Origin of the sequence: Pseudomonas sp. LABIM340 (assembly GCF_040017195.2) — a bacterium.
Classification (GTDB): Bacteria; Pseudomonadota; Gammaproteobacteria; order Pseudomonadales; family Pseudomonadaceae; genus Pseudomonas.
On sequence record NZ_CM200227.1, the window covers coordinates 4,104,114 to 4,121,565 of the forward strand.

Annotated in this window: 12 protein-coding genes; 7 read left to right on the plus strand and 5 right to left on the minus strand. The window is 67.1% G+C overall.

The features are described 5' to 3' along the window. Nucleotides 1-18 precede the first annotated feature (18 nt). Complete coding sequence (locus ABKS89_RS18670; protein ID WP_348586551.1) at nucleotides 19-5,514, minus strand: trifunctional serine/threonine-protein kinase/ATP-binding protein/sensor histidine kinase; 5,496 nt, start codon at nucleotides 5,512-5,514, stop codon at nucleotides 19-21. A 69-nt stretch (nucleotides 5,515-5,583) separates the two neighbouring features. Beyond that, nucleotides 5,584-6,246, minus strand: a complete 663-nt coding sequence (locus tag ABKS89_RS18675) for a response regulator transcription factor (protein WP_138214605.1) — start codon at nucleotides 6,244-6,246, stop codon at nucleotides 5,584-5,586. Nucleotides 6,247-6,521: 275 nt separating this feature from the next. On the opposite strand from ABKS89_RS18675, the gene ABKS89_RS18680 reads away from it, so the two are divergent. After that, nucleotides 6,522-7,535: a GlxA family transcriptional regulator gene (locus tag ABKS89_RS18680; RefSeq protein WP_348586553.1), complete on the plus strand. Its 1,014-nt coding sequence runs from the start codon at nucleotides 6,522-6,524 to the stop codon at nucleotides 7,533-7,535. 11 nt (nucleotides 7,536-7,546) lie between these two features. On the opposite strand, the gene ABKS89_RS18685 is transcribed toward ABKS89_RS18680, so the two are convergent. Next, nucleotides 7,547-8,482, minus strand: coding sequence for a LysR family transcriptional regulator (locus ABKS89_RS18685; RefSeq protein ID WP_192295301.1), 936 nt, complete (start codon nucleotides 8,480-8,482; stop codon nucleotides 7,547-7,549). 327 nt (nucleotides 8,483-8,809) lie between these two features. On the opposite strand from ABKS89_RS18685, the gene ABKS89_RS18690 reads away from it, so the two are divergent. From ABKS89_RS18690 to ABKS89_RS18700, 3 genes are all read left to right on the plus strand, one after another. Next, nucleotides 8,810-9,199 (plus strand): response regulator transcription factor, encoded by a 390-nt coding sequence (locus ABKS89_RS18690; protein ID WP_348586554.1) that lies wholly within the window; start codon nucleotides 8,810-8,812, stop codon nucleotides 9,197-9,199. A 309-nt stretch (nucleotides 9,200-9,508) separates the two neighbouring features. Beyond that, a complete protein-coding gene (locus tag ABKS89_RS18695; RefSeq protein ID WP_348586556.1) occupies nucleotides 9,509-10,711 on the plus strand; it encodes an NAD(P)/FAD-dependent oxidoreductase in 1,203 nt (400 codons plus the stop codon). A 108-nt stretch (nucleotides 10,712-10,819) separates the two neighbouring features. After that, nucleotides 10,820-11,743, plus strand: coding sequence for an MBL fold metallo-hydrolase (locus tag ABKS89_RS18700; protein WP_081518426.1), 924 nt, complete (start codon nucleotides 10,820-10,822; stop codon nucleotides 11,741-11,743). Nucleotides 11,744-11,808: 65 nt separating this feature from the next. Here the strand turns inward: ABKS89_RS18700 and ABKS89_RS18705 are convergent, their stop codons facing one another. Beyond that, on the minus strand, nucleotides 11,809-12,837 hold the full coding sequence (locus tag ABKS89_RS18705; RefSeq protein ID WP_348586558.1) for an SDR family oxidoreductase: 1,029 nt from the start codon (nucleotides 12,835-12,837) through the stop codon (nucleotides 11,809-11,811). Nucleotides 12,838-13,029: 192 nt separating this feature from the next. Here ABKS89_RS18705 and ABKS89_RS18710 point away from each other — a divergent pair, with 192 nt between their 5' ends. Both ABKS89_RS18710 and ABKS89_RS18715 read left to right on the plus strand, forming a co-directional pair. Next, nucleotides 13,030-13,977: an AraC family transcriptional regulator gene (locus ABKS89_RS18710; protein ID WP_138214609.1), complete on the plus strand. Its 948-nt coding sequence runs from the start codon at nucleotides 13,030-13,032 to the stop codon at nucleotides 13,975-13,977. Between the two features lie 96 nt (nucleotides 13,978-14,073). Then, a complete protein-coding gene (locus ABKS89_RS18715) occupies nucleotides 14,074-14,817 on the plus strand; it encodes a class I SAM-dependent DNA methyltransferase (RefSeq protein ID WP_138214610.1) in 744 nt (247 codons plus the stop codon). A gap of 30 nt (nucleotides 14,818-14,847) precedes the next feature. Here the strand turns inward: ABKS89_RS18715 and ABKS89_RS18720 are convergent, their stop codons facing one another. Beyond that, entirely contained in the window at nucleotides 14,848-15,900 is a 1,053-nt protein-coding gene (locus tag ABKS89_RS18720; RefSeq protein ID WP_138214611.1) for a T6SS phospholipase effector Tle1-like catalytic domain-containing protein, read from the minus strand. A 299-nt stretch (nucleotides 15,901-16,199) separates the two neighbouring features. On the opposite strand from ABKS89_RS18720, the gene ABKS89_RS18725 reads away from it, so the two are divergent. Continuing rightward, entirely contained in the window at nucleotides 16,200-17,360 is a 1,161-nt protein-coding gene (locus ABKS89_RS18725; protein ID WP_138214612.1) for a GGDEF domain-containing protein, read from the plus strand. Nucleotides 17,361-17,452 lie beyond the last annotated feature (92 nt).

A 17,452-nucleotide genomic window follows, 5' to 3' on the forward strand; every position in this document is an offset into this window, starting at 1 on the left:
AGCCCCCCTTTGACTTTTTCAGGCGTCCGTTGCGGGATGCGCCGGCAGGGTGAACTGCACCACCGCGCCACGGGGCTGGTTGGCGCTGGCCCAGAGACGGCCGCCATGGCTGTCGATGATCGAGCGGCAGATCGACAGGCCCATGCCCATGCCGGTGGCCTTGGTGGTGTAGAACGGCGCGAAGAGCAGGTCGGCATTGCCCTCGGCGAACCCCGGTCCGTTGTCGCACACCCTCACCCGTACGCCACCCTCGGCGTACTCGGAGCTGACCAGCAGGTGGCGCTCACCGACAGGCACAGCGCCCATGGCTTCCAGGGCATTGACGATCAGGTTGAGCATCACCTGCTGCAACTCGACCCGGTCGCCCTCCACTTCCGGCAGACCATCGGCGAGTTCGACGCGCACCACCGCGCCGGATTTCGCCGCCTCGCCACGGGTGAACTCGACCATCTCGCGCAGCGCCGCGCTGACGTCCACGGGCTGCTTCTGCGGCGGCGTCTTGCGGATCAGCTGGCGGATACGCCCGAGCACCTCGGCGGCACGGTTGGCGTCCTTGATGATGCGTCCCAGCACCTGGTTTACCTCACCCAATTCCGGCGGCTGCGCACCCAGCCAGCGCAGCGCGGCATTGGCATTGGTCACGGTGGCGGCAATCGGCTGGTTCACCTCGTGGGCGATGGACGCCGCCAACTGCCCCATGGTCGCCACGCGGTTGGCGTGGGCCAGTTCCGTCTGCACCTCGCGATAGCGCCGTTCGCCCTCGCGCACCCGCTCCTCGGCCTGCTTGCGCTCGGTGAGGTCGAGCACGAAGGCCACGCCCTCCTGCAGGCTGGCCTCGAAGGCGGCCAGGCCGACGATCACCGGCACGCGGCTGCCGTCCTTGCGGATGTATTCCTTCTCGAAAGGCTGCGCATGCCCGGTCCGAATGGCCGTGGCGAGATGCGCCTGACTCAGCGCCAGAGATTCCGGCGGCGTCATGTCGTGCCAGCGCACGCGGCCGGACAGCAGGTCGTCGCGCTCGTAGCCGACCATCCGCAGGAAGGCGTCGTTGGCTTCGGCTATCTCGCCGCCCGCACTCCAGACGATGATGCCGATGATGTTGGCGTCCACCAGCCGGCGAATCTTTGCCTCGCGCTCAGCGGCATCGCGGTACAGGCGCGCGTTCTCCAGCGAGATCGCTGCCTGTGAGGCCAACAGCCGCAGCACGGCGATCCGCGCCGGGCTGAACACGCCGGCCGAGAGGTTGTTCTCCAGGTACAGCGCGCCGGTGAGCTTGGCCTGATTCATCAGCGGCATGCAGAGGATCGAACGCGCGCCGTGCTGGCGGACATAGGGATCGGTGGTGAATCCCGGATCGACCGTGGCGTCTTCCAGGCACAGGCTCTCGCCGGTGCGCAGCACCTGGTAGAGCACGGTCTCGGCCAGCGCCGCGGCGCTGATCGGTTCGTTGCACAACAGCATCGCGCCGTCGCCGACGGTCGCCAGCGCCGCGATGCGCGGCTCGCCCGCTTCGGCGAGGACCAGCACGCCGCGCTCGGCACCAGCCTGCTCGATGGCGGTGCGCATCACCATGTCGATCAGCTTCTCCAGGACGATCTCCCCCGAGGCGGCCTGGGACACCTTGAGCACCGTGGCCAGGTCCAGGTGCTCCACCGGGGTGGCGATGGTCGCGGTCGGGCCGGGCGCAGGCTCCTCGTTGCGCAGGTAGCGATGGCGCCCCTCCAGTTGCCGCACCTTGCCGTCGGCGCCCCAGCGCAGGTAGCCATAACGCGCATCCTGCAGGTAGACGCGGGCGATCTTGGCGAGGCCGCGCGCGCCGTAGAAGCGCCCCGCCAGCTCGTTGGCCAGCGCCTCGATCTGCACGAAACCGTTATCCTGCGCCTGGCGGATGGCCTCTTCGTAAAGCAGCTCGGCGTCGACCAGCCGCCCTTCGACCCGTGCGATTTCCGCTCCCACCAGCGCCACCCGACAGTCGAAGGATTCGGCACACTGCCGGGCCCACTCCTGCAACTGCGCGTGATGAACGGCCAGTTCTCGCAGCTGCTGAGGTTGCTCATCGACAGCCAGGGAATCGAAAGTGGCGGCCAGGGTCAGCGCCGCGTGGAAGTGGTACTCGGACTCCTCGGTAAAGGTCTCCACCACCCACAGCAGCGCCTTCGCCCGCGCCACACAGTGCATGGCCGCGGCGTGATCGCCCGCCATGCAGCGCGCCTGCAGCTTGCGTATCCAGTACTTGGCCGCCGCCAGCGCCAGGCCCGGCGTGCTGTCCAGGTGCGCTTCGAAGTGCGCTTCGTCGAACAGCTCATCGTCGAAACTGCCGAAGGTCGGGGTCTGCCCGCGCAGTGTGCGGATCAGCGCCAGCTGCGTGCTGATGAAATCCACCACCAGGCCGAAGCGCACCTTCTGCGCATAGGCCAGGCCCTGCCCGGCCTCCTCATGCACCTGCGCCAGCGGCTCGCCGAGGAACAGCACATCGGAGATGTGGCCGTTGCCGGCATAGGCGGCGTAGGCCAGGTCGCCGACGCGGTTGGCCGCGACGAACGCCCGGCGCAGCAGTTCCCGGCACTCGCGCACCGGGCGCATCCAGCGCGCCACGAACATCGAGAAGCACAGGTAGGTCCGCGCTTCGCGGCGGTTCAGCCCACGCCGGTCGACCAGGTCGCAACCCAGGCGACCGAAGCGGTAGCCTGCTTCATAGTCGCCGAAGCGGCGGCCGGCGACGCGCCCGACATTTGCATAGAGCATGCAGGAGGCGTCGCAATTGCCCCGCTCCAGGCTCAGGCTGACAGCCTTGCAGATGGTCAGGCTGGCCAGGTTGGCGTCGCTCTGCAGCGCCGGGGCGAATAGCTTGCCGAGGGCATCGAGGGTCGCCAGGGAGGCGGCGTCCTCCATCAGCGGCAGGTCGATCAACTGCTCGATGCTGCGCTCGCCCAGCTGCGTCCAGATCTGCTGGTACTCCTCGCGCACCTGGTCATCTCCGGGGTGCGCCGACCAGCGGATGCCGACCGCCTCCAGGTAGGCCAGGCACACGGCGACGGCCCGGTCGCTGCGGTCCTGCAGCAGGCACACGTCCATCTGCAGGCAGGCCACCGCCGCCTGCTCTACCGTGGTAGCTGCGCGCGGCGTCAGCGCGGTCAGGCGCTCGTCAGCCTGCGCCAGCTGGCCCGTGAGGAACTCGCACTCGGCGCGGTTGAGTTCGAGGGCGAAGCACAGGTCGTGGCGGCGTTGCCAGCAATCGCCGTCGAGCAGCTCCATGCCGGCGCGCAGGTAGGCCAGCGCCGAGCTGTAGGCGCTGGAGGCCTTGGCGCGTTGCCCTGCCAGCAGGTTGTACTCGGCCAGTTGTTCGCGTTCGGCGCGGGCCTCGATCAGCCGGGCGCCGCGGTTGAGCTGGCCGACGATCTCGAAGATCGCCTCCTCGCGCCGCTCCGCCGGTGTCTGCTCGGCCAGCAAGCGACCGATGCGCAGGTGCGCTTCGGCACGGGCCGTTTCGGCGATCAGCGAATAGGCTGCCTCGTGGATGCGGTCGTGGGCGAACGCACAGGCGCCTTCCAGGCGCTCCACCAGTTCCTGGCGCACCGCCGACCAGAGTATCGAATTGACCTTCGCCGGCGGCAGGTCGAGGACGGTCGCCAGGGTATCGATCTGCGCCATGTTGCCCAGGCAGGCCAGCTGCTGCAGGGCCTGGCGGGTTTCCAGCGGCAGGCGCGCGAGCTTGCCGACCATCAGGTCGACGACGTTGTCGGTAAAGCCCTTGGCGTGGATGCGCTCCGGATCCCAGCGCCAGCGCCGGGCCTCGTGGTCGTAGGTCAGCAGCTCCTCCTCGGCCAGCGCCTGGAGGAACTGGATGACGAAGAACGGGTTGCCGGCGGTCTTGTCCTGCACCAGCCGGGCCAGCGCCACGATGCTCGGCGGCGGGCAGCGCAAGGCCTCGGCGATCAGTTGCTCGATATGCGCGCGAGCCAGCGGCGCCAGGCGTATCTCGTCGATGCGCACGCCGGCCTGGCGGATGGCCTGCAGCTTGCGAGTCAGCGGATGGCTGGCGTCCACCTCGTTGTCGCGGTAGGCGCCCACCAGCATCAGGTGGCGCAGCTCCGAATGGGTGAGCAGGTCTTCCAGCAGGTCGAGGGTCGCTGCATCCAGCCATTGCAGGTCGTCGAGGAACAGCGCCAGCGGGTGGTCAGCGCGGGCGAACACGCCGATGAAGCGGCGGAACACCAGCAGGAAGCGGCGCTGCGCCTGTTGCGGCTCCAGCTCGGGCACCGGCGGCTGGTCGCCGATGATCAGCCGCAACTCGGGAATCAGGTCGGTGATCAGCCGGGCATTGGGCTCCAGGGCTTCCAGCAGTGCGCTGCGCCAGCCCTCCAGCACGTCGCCGCTCTTGCCCAGCAGCGTGCGCACCAGCCCCTGGAAGGCCTGCACCAGCGTCGAGTAGGGAATATCGCGCTTGTACTGGTCGAACTTGCCGGAAGCGAACAACCCGCGCGGCGGCACCAGCACCTTGTGCAGCTCGTTGACCACCGAGGACTTGCCGATCCCGGAATAGCCCGACACCAGCACCAGCTCCGGCGTGCTGCTGGCGACGATGCGCGAGAAGGCCTCGACCAGCACCTCCACCTCGCGCTCGCGACCGTAGAGCTTCTCGGGGACCAGCAGGCGGTCGGGCGTGCCCTGCTCGTCCAGGCTGAAGGATTCGATGCGCCCGCTCCGTTGCCAGTCTTCCAGGCAGCGGCGCAGGTCATGCTCGACGCCGGCGGCGCTCTGGTAGCGTTCCTCGGCGGTCTTGGCCAGCAACTTGAGAACGATCTGCGAGAGCATCGGCGGCACGCCGGCGACCCGTTCGCCGGGCGACAGCGGCTTGCGCGCGATGTGACAGTGCACCCATTCCATCGGGTCGCTGGCGGTGAACGGCAGCGTGCCGGTGAGCATCTGGTAGAGCACCACGCCAAAGGCATAGAGGTCGCTGCGCGAGTCGATGGAGCGGTTCATCCGTCCGGTCTGTTCCGGCGCCATATAGGCCAGGGTGCCGGCGATGGTCTCCGGCGGTTCGGGCGCCTGGCGCTCGCGCGGCAACCGCGAGGCCAGGCCGAAGCCGGTCAGGCGTGCCTGGCCATCGGTGCAGTTGACCTGGATGTGGTTGGGCTTGAGGTCCTTGTGCACCAGGCCGCGCTGGTGCAGGTGGCGCAGCGCCACGGCGATGTCCACGCCCAGGCGCAGGCAGGTTGCGATATCCAGCGGCTGGCGCAGCAGGCGGGACAACGGCTCGCCGCCGGGGTCATCGAGCAGCAGGCGGGTCTTGCCGCCTTCGCGGTGCAGCGCCTGTGGGCGCAGTGCCCAGGCGCTGTGCAGTTCATCGCGCAGGCTGTACTCGTGGGCCAGCCGTTCCAGCGTGGCGGGCAACGGATGTTCGGCGGCCGGCCGCACCAGCAGCACGCTGGCGCCGTCGTCACCGGATGGGCGCGCGCGGCAGAACACCCGCTCGCCATCGTCCCACAGGATCTTCTGTTTGCTGGCCATCGGCTCGGCAACCTCTCAGGGATTCTGCTGCCCCCGAGTGGCGGTCAGCGACTGTATTGCAAACGACGCTCAGGTGGTCCGTTGCAACGGCTCGACGCCCAGCGCCTCGGCCATGCGCACCAGATCGGCGACCGAGCGCGCGGCCAGCTTCTTCATCACCTGGCCGCGGTGCACCTTCACGGTCACTTCGCTGAGGTTGAGTTCGGCGGCGATCTGTTTGTTCATCAACCCCGCAACGACGAAGCGCAGCACTTCGCGCTCACGTGCGGTCAGCGCCTCGAAGGCCTGGCGCAGGGCCGCGCCGGAATGCTCGGCCTGCAACCGCTCGCCATCGCGGGCCAGGGCACTGGCCACCGCGTCGAGCATGTCCTGGTCGCGGAAGGGCTTGGCGAGGAAGTCCACGGCGCCGGCCTTCATGGCCTTGACCGTCATGGCGATATCGCCGTGGCCAGTCATGAACACGATGGGCATGCGCACCCCGCTCTTCTCCATCTGCTCCTGGAATGCCAGGCCACTTTCGCCGCGCAAGCGCACGTCGAGAACCAGGCAGCTGGGAACGTCACGCCGGACAAAGGACAGGAAAGCCTGGGTGGAATCGAAGGTCTGCACCTGCAGGCCGATGGAGCGCAACAGGCCATCAAGGGCGAGGCGCATGGACTCGTCGTCATCGACCACATAGACCACCGGCTCCTTCGGGCCTTGCGGCGGATTGGAATGCGTCGACGAGCTCATCTTGCCTCCTTGGGGGACCGCGACACTCGCGGTGTGCAGGTCAAAAAATCTAGTCCATGATGGGGCCCGCGGCAAAGTGCCAGCCCAGTGATCATGGGGCCGGGGTCATGGGGGCCGGAGCGATACCTTCGGGACTTTGGCCATAACGCGCATCAGGGCGATGCTGCGAGCAAGGCTAGCCTGGCGAAGCGAAGCGCCGCCAGGCCAGAAACCCCTGAATATCGGCCACACCTGCGCGCCCCTTCAACCCGGCCACCCGAACAGGCAGAACCCCGATGGCAAGTGCCTCCACTCCCCCTTACCCACTCCCCGCGACGACGCCGATCACCGTCGTCTTCGTCGCCTACCCGCAGATGGGCCTGCTCGACCTGAGCGGTGCCCAGACCGTGTTCTGGGCCGCCAGCAAGGCCCTGGCCCAGCGCGGCCTGCCCGGCTACCGACTGCTGACCGCAAGCCTGTGCGGCGGGCTGGTGAGCACCGTCGAGGGGCTGTCGGTGGACACCAGCGCGCTGGGTGAACTCGACCTCGCCGAGGTCGACACCCTGGTCGTCCCCGGCGCCCCGGACATCGGCGAAACCCTCGACAGCCACGGCGAGCTGGCGGCCTGGCTGAACCACGCAGCGCCCAAGGTGCGCCGGGTCGCCTCCGTGTGCAGCGGCGCCTTCCTGCTGGCCAAGGCCGGGCTGCTCGACGGCTGCCGCGCCGCGACCCACTGGGCCCTGTGCGACACCCTGCAACAGCGCTTTCCGACCCTGGAAGTGGACGCCGACGCGATCTTCATCCAGCAGGGTGCGGTGTGGACTTCGGCGGGGGTCACCGCCGGCATCGATCTGGCACTGGCGCTGGTGGAAGCCGACTGCGGCCGCGAGGTCAGCATGCAGGCGGCGCGCGAGCTGGTGGTCTACCTCAAGCGCCCCGGCGGGCAGGCGCAGTACAGCACCCTGCTGCAATTGCAGACCCAGGACAGCCCGGCCTTCGACGAGCTGCACCTGTGGCTGGCAGAGAATCTGGGGGATCCGGAACTGACCGTGGAACGCCTGGCTGAACAGGCGAAGATGAGCCTGCGCAACTTCTCCCGCGTGTACAAGGAACGCACCGGGCGCACGCCGGCCAAGGCCATCGAACTGTTCCGCCTGGAAGCAGCGAAACGCCTGCTGGAGAACTCTTCGCGCAACATCGAGCAGATCGCCCGCGCCTGCGGCTTCGCCGACGAGGAACGGCTCCGCAGCACCTTCCAGCGCCACCTGTCGATCTCCCCGCGCGACTACCGCAGCCGCTTCAGCCGCTGAGTCTGATTCGCTCAGGCTACGGCCAGCGCCAGCGCACGCTCCGGCTGCTGTTCCAGGTGGCGGGCGAAGAACGTCCGCAGCCAGCGCTCGCGCGGGTCGGCATGGCTGGTGCCGCGCCAGGCCATGGCCAGGTCCGGGCTCGACAGCGGCAGCGGTGCGTATTCGGCACGCAGGCCATCCACCCGAGCCATCGCCTGGGCCACGTAGTCGGGCACGATGGCGAGCATGTCGCTGCCGGCCAGCAGCGCCGGCAAGGCGCTGAACTGCGGCACCGCGAGCACCACCCGGCGCTGCCGGTCATGGCGCGCCAGGGCGCGGTCGACGTCGTCGGTCACCTTGCCCAGCGCGGACACCGCCACATGGGGCCGCCGGCAGAATTCGTCGAGGCTCACCGGCGCCGCCGCCGAATCGGCGCGCAGCAGCATCGGCTGCACCGGGCGCAGGCTGCGGCAGTGGGCGCTGGCCGGCAGCTCCTGCGCGTGACCGATGCCCAGGGAGATGTCCCCGGCGACCAGCAGCTGCGGCAGTTGCAGCGCATCGACCCGCCGTACGACGAGCGTGATGTTCGGCGCCTCGGCGCGCAGCTGCTGCATCAGCCGCGGCAGCAGCGCGTACTCGACTTCGTCGCACAGCCCGACGTGGAAGGTCTCCTCGCTGGTGCGCGGGTCGAACTCCCTTGCGCAGCTCAGGGCCAGGGCGATGCCTTCCAGGGCAGGGCCCAGGCGCACGTGGATTTCCTCGGCCCGCGCGGTGGGTTCCATCGCCCGCCCACTACGGATGAACAGCGGGTCGTCGAACATCGTCCGCAAGCGGTTCAGCGCGCTGCTGACGGTGGTCTGGCAGAGGAACAGGCGTTCGCCCGCCCGGGTCACGTTGCGCTCGCGCATCATGGTTTCGAAGACAACCAGCAAGTTGATGTCGGCATGTCGCAGGTCATTTCTGTTCATGGTTTCGCCCGCCTGGTGAAAGTTGCATCCGAACTGCCTTTCGCTGGGCCCGTTCACTTCTCCAGGCTTGCGATGTGCTTGCAGATTATTCAGGCGTAACCGCTGAGTCAGTTGTACATGGGTGCAATATCGCCACCCGTTGGTTATCCGAACTAATACCTGGGTATTGTTCCGCTCAACTTCCTGCCGCGAATATCACTCACATCAGACTACCAGCCGGAATATCCATACCCAGGTGTTGCCCGACTATACCTAGGTATACTTCTCCGCCTTGTCCGAGGGCGTATCTTGCAAGTACGCCAGGCGCCGCCACGAGCGCCCCAGAGGATGCAAAAGACGCAAATGCGCAACAAGGCAGTCATTGCAGTAGTCGACGACGATGAATCCCTTCGCACCGCGCTGGAAGGCCTGCTGCGCGCCACCGGCTACCTGGCGCGCACCTACGGCGGGGCCCGCGAGTTCCTCGGCTCCGACGGCCCGGAACTGGCCAGCTGCCTGATTTCCGATATCCAGATGCCGGGCATGTGCGGCGTGGAACTCTATGAAGCGCTGCGCAGCCGCGGCCTGGACCTTCCGGTGATCTTCATGACCGCCTACCCCGGAGAAAAGCCGCGCATCAACACCGCGATGCCCGGCGTCATCGCCTGTCTGCCCAAGCCGTTCGAAGCGGAACAATTGCTGGACTGCATCGAGACTGCCCTGCTGCTGAAATCCTGAACGCGCATTTTCCCCGCAAGTTATTCCCGCCCCTGATCACCGCACCGCACTGCACTGCACTGCACTGCACTGAAAAGTACTTCGCACGGTTCCCCGTCGATACCTTCGTATAGTTCTCTTCAACACATGCGTAATTCCCGCACACCGATGTAGAAGTGCGCCCGGAAGTTCTCCTCCCTAGCATGGATTCACAGCGGACGACTGCAGACAGAACAACGCGAACCGCGGTTTGCAACTACCCGTCAGCGTCACGCCGAACTTGAAGCAGTGACTTCAAGACAATTCATCCATTCGAGTCAGGAGCACATGATGAAACAGCAACTTCTGGTTATTGGCGCGGGCTTCGGTGGACTGTGGAGCGCACTGAGCGCCGCCCGCCTGCTGGACATGCACGGCAACAACAATGTGGAGATCACCCTGCTGGCGCCGCAGGCCGAACTGCGCATCCGCCCGCGCTTCTATGAACCCGACGTGCACAGCATGTTCGCTCCGCTGACCGAGCTGTTCGAGGCCGTGGGCGTGCGCTTCGTCAAGGGCACCGCCGAGAGCATCGACGAGCAGGCCCGCAAGGTCGGCTACCGCGACGAAACCGGCCGCACTGGCGAGCTGAGCTACGATCGCCTGGTCCTGGCCAGCGGCAGCCAGCTGTCCCGCCCGCCCGTTCCGGGCCTGAAGGAACATGCCTTCGATGTCGACCAGATCGAATCGGCGGCGCATCTGGAAAGCCACCTGATGTCGCTGCGCAACCAGCCGGCCAGCCGCGCACGCAACACCGTGGTGATCGCCGGCGGCGGCTTCACCGGCATCGAGACCGGCACGGAAATGCCAGCCCGCCTGCGTGCGGTACTGGGTGAGGACCAGGACGTCCGCGTGGTCATCGTCGACCGTGGCGAGCGCATCGGCGCGGTGATGGGCGACGGCATCCGCCCGTCGATCATCGAGGCCTCCGACAGCCTGGGCATCGAATGGATCACCGGCGCCACGGTAGCCTCCGTGGACGCCAACGGCGTGACCCTCGCCGACGGCCGCCACATCGAGAGCCACACGGTGATCTGGACCGTGGGTTTCCGCGCCAGCCCGCTGACCGAACAGCTGACTGCCCAACGTGATGGCCAGGGCCGCCTGCACGTCGACGGCAACCTCAAGGTGCGCGGCCTGCAGAATGTCTTCGCCGCTGGCGACGTGGCCTACGCCGCCACCGACGACATCGGCAATTTCGCGGTGATGTCCTGCCAGCACGCCATCAGCCTCGGTCGCCACGCCGGCAACAACGCCGCCGCCGACCTGCTGGGCGTCGCCCCGACCCAGTACCGCCAGCCCAAGTACGTCACCTGTCTCGACCTGGGCGCCTGGGGCGCCGTGTACACCGAAGGCTGGGACCGCCAGCTGAAGCTGGTGAAGGCCGAGGCCAAGGAGCTCAAGACGCAGATCAACACCGTGTGGATCTACCCGCCGGCCGCCGACCGCCGCGCCGCCCTGGCCGCCGCCGACCCGCTGATCCCGGTGGCCTGACCGCTCTATCCGCTCTATCCACTTTGTTCGCTCCGCCCGCACTCCCTCGCCCAGAGGGAGTGCCACCCGCCTGATGGACTCGACCTAACAAGCAACAGGAGAACCGCCATGACCATGCACCTGAATACCTTCGCCCAGCCCGATGCCACCACCCCGGCTCAGGAACTGGTGCCTTCGCGTTACGCCCTGCGCGTGGGCGAGATCGACGTGCTGGTGGTCAGCGACGGCGTGCTGCCGCTGCCGACCGAAACCATGTCGACCAACGCCACCCCGGAAGAGCGCGCCGCGTGGTTCAAGGAAATGTACCTGGGCCCGGACATGTTCGACTGGGCACTGAACGTGCTGGTGGTGCGCAGCGGCGAGCAGACCATCCTGGTCGACGCCGGCCTGGGCAACCAGTTCCCCGGTTTCCCCCGCGCCGGGCAGTTCCCCAAGCGCCTGAAGGATGCCGGCATCGAGCTGTCGTCGATCACCGATATCGTGATCACCCACATGCACATGGACCACATCGGCGGGCTGCTCACCGACACCGTGAAGAACGGCCTGAGCCCCGAGGTGCGTATCCACGTCACGGCCACCGAAGTCGATTTCTGGAAGATCCCCGACTTCAGCCTGACCGAGATGCCGCAGCCGGTGCCAGACGTCCTGCGGCGCACCGCCAATGAGTTCATGGCCCACTATGAGAGCCGCCTGCACATCTTCGAGGACGAGCTCCAGGTAGCGCCGGGCGTGGTGGCGAAACTCACCGGTGGCCACACTCCCGGCCACTGCATCGTCTACGTCGACTCCGCCGGCGAGCGCCTGACCTTTGCCGGAGACGCGCTGTTCCCGGTGGCCTTCGACCATCCGGAATGGCACAACGGCTTCGAGCACGACCCGGAAGAGTCGGTCCATGTGCGGGTGCGTCTGCTGCGGGAGGCGGCGGCCAGCGGCGAACTGTTCGTCGCCACCCACCTGCCCTTCCCCTCGGTGGGTCGCGTGGCCATCGACGGCGATGCCTTCCGCTGGATCGCCGGCTTCTGGGATTACTGACAGCCTGCGCCAGAAAGCCCCGCCCCGCTCATGCGGGACGGGGCTTTTGCGTTATCCGGGCCTGTTCAATCGAGCAGACCGAGCTTGTCCAGGCTGCGCGCGGTCGCCACGATGGCCTCCTCGGCCGGGCGCGGCGACCAGCCCAGGAGCTTGCGCGCCTTGGCGTTGCTGGAGTTCATCCGCAGCCCGAGAAGCGGCACGGAGCCCTTGAGCGCAGGGTCCTTGAGCGCGCCCAGACGCACCACCCAGTTGGGCAGCACACGCGTCGAGACCTTCGCCGCCACGGCGCCCATACGCTCCTTGAGAACCCGCGCGACATCGCCCAGCCCCAGGCTGTCACCGGCGGTGGCGATGAAGCGCTCGCCGCGAGCGGCATCGTGAGTCATGGCCAGCACGTGCAGGTCAGCCACGTCGCGTACATCGACGAATCCGCAGTTGATCTTCGGGCTGCCCGGCTGGCCGGCGAGCAGGCTTTTCACCAGGCGGATGGAGTGCGAGTAGTCGGCGCCGAGCACCGGGCCGAGCACGGCCACCGGGTTGACTGCCGACAGTTCCAGACCCTGCCCTTCGCGGGCGATGAAGTCCCAGGCGGCGCGCTCGGAGAGAGTCTTGGATTTCTGGTAGAGCCAGACGTTGTGGCTGCTCAGGTCGCTCCAGTCGGTCTCGTCGAAGGGCCGCGTCATCTGCCCGTGTCCGGCGCAGATGGCACCGAAGGCCGAGGTCAGCACCACCCGCTTCACCCCGGCATCGCGTGCGGCGCGCAGCACCCGCAGGTTGCCGTCGACCGCCGGGCGCACCCATTCCTCCTCGCTGGTCTGCGCACCCGTGGGCGTCGGCGAGGCCCCGTGGATCACGTAGCGGCAGCCGGCGACGGCTTCCGCCCAGCCGCGATCCTGGCTCAGGTCGGCGACCACGAAGCTCAGGCGTTCTCCTGCGTCGGTGCCACCTTCGCGCAGTTGCTCGCGCACTTCGGCTTCCCGCGCCAGCGAACGCACCGTGGTACGCACCTGATAGCCGTCGCGCAGCAGGGCGAGGATGCAATGCTGGGCAATGAAACCGGTCCCGCCGGTCACCAACACCAATTCGTCTTTCATGGACTCTCTCGGGCAAGGCTGTAGTCGGATGCGGGAAAAATTACGCCCGCGCCGTCGAACCGTGAATGCGCTGGAGTGCGCTTTACTTGCGCGAGAGTTCGAATCTGCCGGTAGCGCGGTTGGCCGTTGCCCCGGCGAGAGCCCGGTGCGATTCTGGGCCGCATCCGCTTCGGCACCCCAGGGCCCCTCGTCATGACCCAGTACCCGGCTACCCGCTCCGACCCGCTGTCCGACTTCCTGCGCGTGGCCGATGCGCAACTGACGGTGGCCGGCGGCTTCAGCGCCGGTGGCGCCTGGAGCCTGCGCTTCCCGCCGCCGCAGCACCTGAAGTTCTTCGCGCTGATCAAGGGCAGTTGCTGGCTGCAGATCGAAGGTGACGAGGAACCGGTGTGGATCAAGGAGGGCGACGTGTTCATCCTCTGCTCGCGCCGCGCCTTCGTCCTGGCCAGCGACCTGGCGCTGAAACCGCTGGAGGCCATGGACGTGTTCAGCGGCGGTGAGAACGAACGCACCGCCATCCTGGGCAGTGGCGAGGACTGCATCCAGCTCGGTGGACACGTGCGCCTGGACCCGACCAGCGAGGAACTGGCGTTTCGCCTGATGCCGGCGGTGATGCAGGTACATTCCGGCACGCAGCAGGCCGAGCGGCTGAAATGGCTGCTCGACCAGATCGTCGAGGAGCGCAACCAGTGGCGACCGGGGGTCAGCGCGGTATCCGCGCAGCTCACGCAATTGCTGTTCGTGCAGACGGTGCGCGCCTACCTGGAATCCTCCGACTCAGTCTCCTGCGGCTGGCTCCGCGCAGCCGGCGACAAGCGCCTGGCCCCGGTGCTGGGCCTGATGCACGGTGAGCCCGGCCGCGCCTGGCAGCTGGGCGAACTGGCCAGGGCGGCGGGCATGTCGCGCACCAGCTTCGCCGTGCACTTCAAGAGCATCACCGGCATCCCGGCGCTGACCTACCTGAGCGAGTGGCGCATGCTACTGGCCCAGCAGGCGCTGCGCGGCAGCGACGTGACTATGGCGGAGCTGGCCAGCGAGCTGGGCTACAGCTCCGAAAGCGCCTTCAGCAATGCCTTCAAGCGCATCACCGGCACGGCGCCACGGCATTACCGCAACCAGTGGCGCCAGACCGGGGAATGAGCAGGCCTGCGGGACGTCCGATTTCAGCGGAGAAGACCCACGGCTGATGTACCATGCCGCGCCGAAACCTCCGGCGAACTCTCTGTCTGGCTGCCTATGTCCTCCAATGCGCTGTACACCGACCTGTCCTCCTACTACGACCTGATGTGCGCCGACATCGACTATCAGGCGCAGAGCCACTGCGTGCGCCGCCTGCACCAGTTGTTCGGCAACCAGGGGCGCCGGCACCTGGACCTCGCCTGCGGGACCGGTCCCCACGTACGCCACTTCCTCGACTTCGGCTACGCCAGCGCCGGCCTGGACATCAACCAGCCGATGCTGGACATCGCCCAGCAGCGCTGCCCCGAGGCAAGCTTCAGCTGCCACGACATGGCGAGTTTCCGCGTCGACGAGCCGCAGGATCTGATCACCTGCTTCCTCTACTCGATCCACTACAACCCCGGCGTGGTACAGCTGCAGGCGTGCCTGGCGAGCGTGCACCAGGCACTGGCGGACGGCGGCGTGTTCTGCTTCAACAGCGTGGACAAGGCGCTGATCGACAACAGCTCCTTCGTGCGCCACTCGGTCGAACACGAAGGCAGCCAATTCACCTTCGGCTCGGGCTGGTACTACAGCGGCGCGGGCGAGCGCCAGGCGCTGCGCCTGAGCATCGAGAAGGCCAGCGCCGGCGAGACCCAGGCCTGGCAGGACGAGCACGCCATGGTCGCCCTGACCTTCGCCGAGCTGCAGCGCCTGCTGGAGCCGCTCTTCGAGGTGCAGGTCTTCGAGCACGATTACGAGCGAATCACCCCCTGGGCAGGCAGCTCGGGCAACGCATTGTTCGTCTGCGTGAAGCGCTGAAGCGCCCGCCCCGCTGGGCCGCCCTTCCCTTCAGCGAATCTTGCCCACCGGCGTGAAATTGCCGGTGAGATGGCCACCCACGGTGTTCTTCGGCTTGTACTGGGCGTCGTGCTTGAGGCGCTCCTCCACGCTCGGATCGATCGCCTCCTGGCCGAACGAGGTGTTGCCGATATCCCGGTAATGCGGCTGGGTGAACTGGCTGTAGGCGCCGCCGAGGAACTCCTTGTAGGAGTTGGTGATGGGAAGGGTCGTGGTGGGCAGGCTCGGGGTCTTGCCGGTGTCCACCGCCAGCCCGCACTCGATGGCCTTGTTGATCATCCACACCAGCGCGATATCCGACAGGCTGTTGTCCGCGTAGCCACCACCGACGTTGGCGTGGGCGCCGGAGAACCACACCTGCTCCACCCGCTGGTTCGGCTTGCTCTTGGGGTCCCAGAGCGTGCACTGGTAATTCTTGCGCCACTCGTCGATGGCCAGCGCGTGGAAGGCGTTGTGCACGATCGAGCTGAGCTCGGTGTCATGGAATTCGTAATAGGCCTTGTTGAACCAGTCGAACGACTCCAGCGGCACGCCCAGCGCGCCCACGGTGTCCCAGATGCCGAGCATGTGGATGGTGATCTCCCGCGAGAAGCTGCCCCTGAACAGCCTGGCGCGCTCGGAGTCGGCGCCCTCGTCGCGGGTGCGGTACAGGCCGTAGGCCTCGTTCGTCAGGTCGATGTGTTCGGGTTTGAGCAGCCCGGCGTTGCGGATCAGCCCCACCAGGCTGCGGGCGGTATAGGCCCCGCGACTGAAACCGAACACGTAGACCTGATCGCCGGCCTCGTAGGTACTGACCAGTTGCCGGTAGCCGTCGAGAATATTCTCCGAAAGCCCCACGCCGAATGCCCCGCCGGCTAGGCGGTCGTACCACGCAGTGCCGACGCCCTTGTCGTACCACTTGGCCTGCGAGGTGCCGTTGCTGTCCGTGGGAAGGATGGAAGCATGCAACTTCCAGACGTTGGTGCTTTTACTGCCCTTGATCTCGGACTTCGCGTCCGGGGTATTCCAGGTCCCGTCAAAGGAAATGATGATTTTCTTGGGCATGCCCTTTCTCCAGGGTCAGTGGCTCTGACTGCTCGGAACGTCCCGGTTCCTGGCCCATCCCCCGGTATCGTCCTCGACAGTGAACTGTAGCCCCGGTCCGGGCTGTCGACAGAGCTGGGGAAGCCGTCCCTGGGGGTGTACCATGCTGGCTGATTGCCTTCCCGCTATACATATGGTTAGGTGCCCCGGCCCCGAACGACTCCGCCGAGTACGCCAGATGCGGCCTGGAGTGCCAGGTTCGCGCCCGCCGCCGCTCCGCTGCCCGGCTCCCTTTGCTACACCTTCACTGACGCGAACCCATGGTCACCACTGTCATCCTCAGCATGCTCTGCGTGCACCTGCTTTGTTTCAGCGTCATGTTCCTGCTGATCAGCACCCGGCTGAACGGCAAGAAAATGGGCATGGAAGTCTTCGCCCTGGGCAATTTCCTGCTGGGGCTCGCCTACATCCTGCAGTTGCTCGGCGGCCCGGCGCACTGGGGGGCGATGAGTGTCGTCAACCACACGATGACCCTCTGCGCTCCCGTCGCCTACGTCCTTGGCGCCCTGCGCTTCTTCGATCGTCCGACCGCCGTGTGGCGGCCATTGCTCACGCTGGCCGTCCTCTACACGGTATTGCAGCTCACGGTGCAATCCACCCTCGGAAGTGAAGCGCGCCATGCGCTGCTGGCGGGCTCATGCGCCCTGCTGTTCCTGGGCATGGCCGTGGCGGTGCTCTACGCCCGGCAGAATGTCGCCAGGGATCTGCGCGTCGAGATGATCGTGTTTGCCGTGCTGATTGGCGGCATCTGCGTGCTGAACGCCGCGAAGTTCGCGATGATCCTCCAGGGCGGGCTGGCGGCGCTGGACATGAACAGCGGCTTCCAGAAAGTCTTCTACCTCTACATGTCGTTCCTCGGCACCGTGCTGCCGCCCTGCGCCGTCTGGCTGGTGCTGCGGCGCCTGACGGACGAGCTGCGCACCATGGCCGCCCATGACCCGCTCACGCAATTGCTCAACCGTCGCGGGCTGGTCGAGGGGCTGGATGCGCACTTCCGCTCCCGCAACGCAGGGCCCGCCTACCTGCTGATCGTGGACATCGATCACTTCAAGCAGATCAACGACAGCCACGGCCACAAGGTCGGCGATCTCGTGCTGTGCCATGTGGCCCAGGTGCTCAAGGCCACCGCTCGCAAAGGCGACCTGACCTGTCGGCTGGGTGGCGAGGAGTTCGTCCTCGTCGGCCTCAACACGGACAGGACCGGCGCCCTGCAACTGGCCGAGCGCGCCCGCGCGGCCATCGAACAAAGCCAGGTGCCGGGCGCGACTTCGGATCAACCGATCCGCTGCACTGCCACCATCGGCGTCTCGGAAGCCTTCACCAGCACGCAGGCGCTCGACGAGTACCTGCAGCAGGCCGACCGCGCGCTCTACCGTGGCAAGACCGCCGGGCGCAATCGCGTCGAGGGGGCTTGCGCGTAGCGTCCACCTGATCCGCCGAGGGGACAGCGCGAGCGGCGCCGACATGGCCTGTAGTAGCGTTAGCCGGTAGCATGCAGGTCTCGCCAACCGAG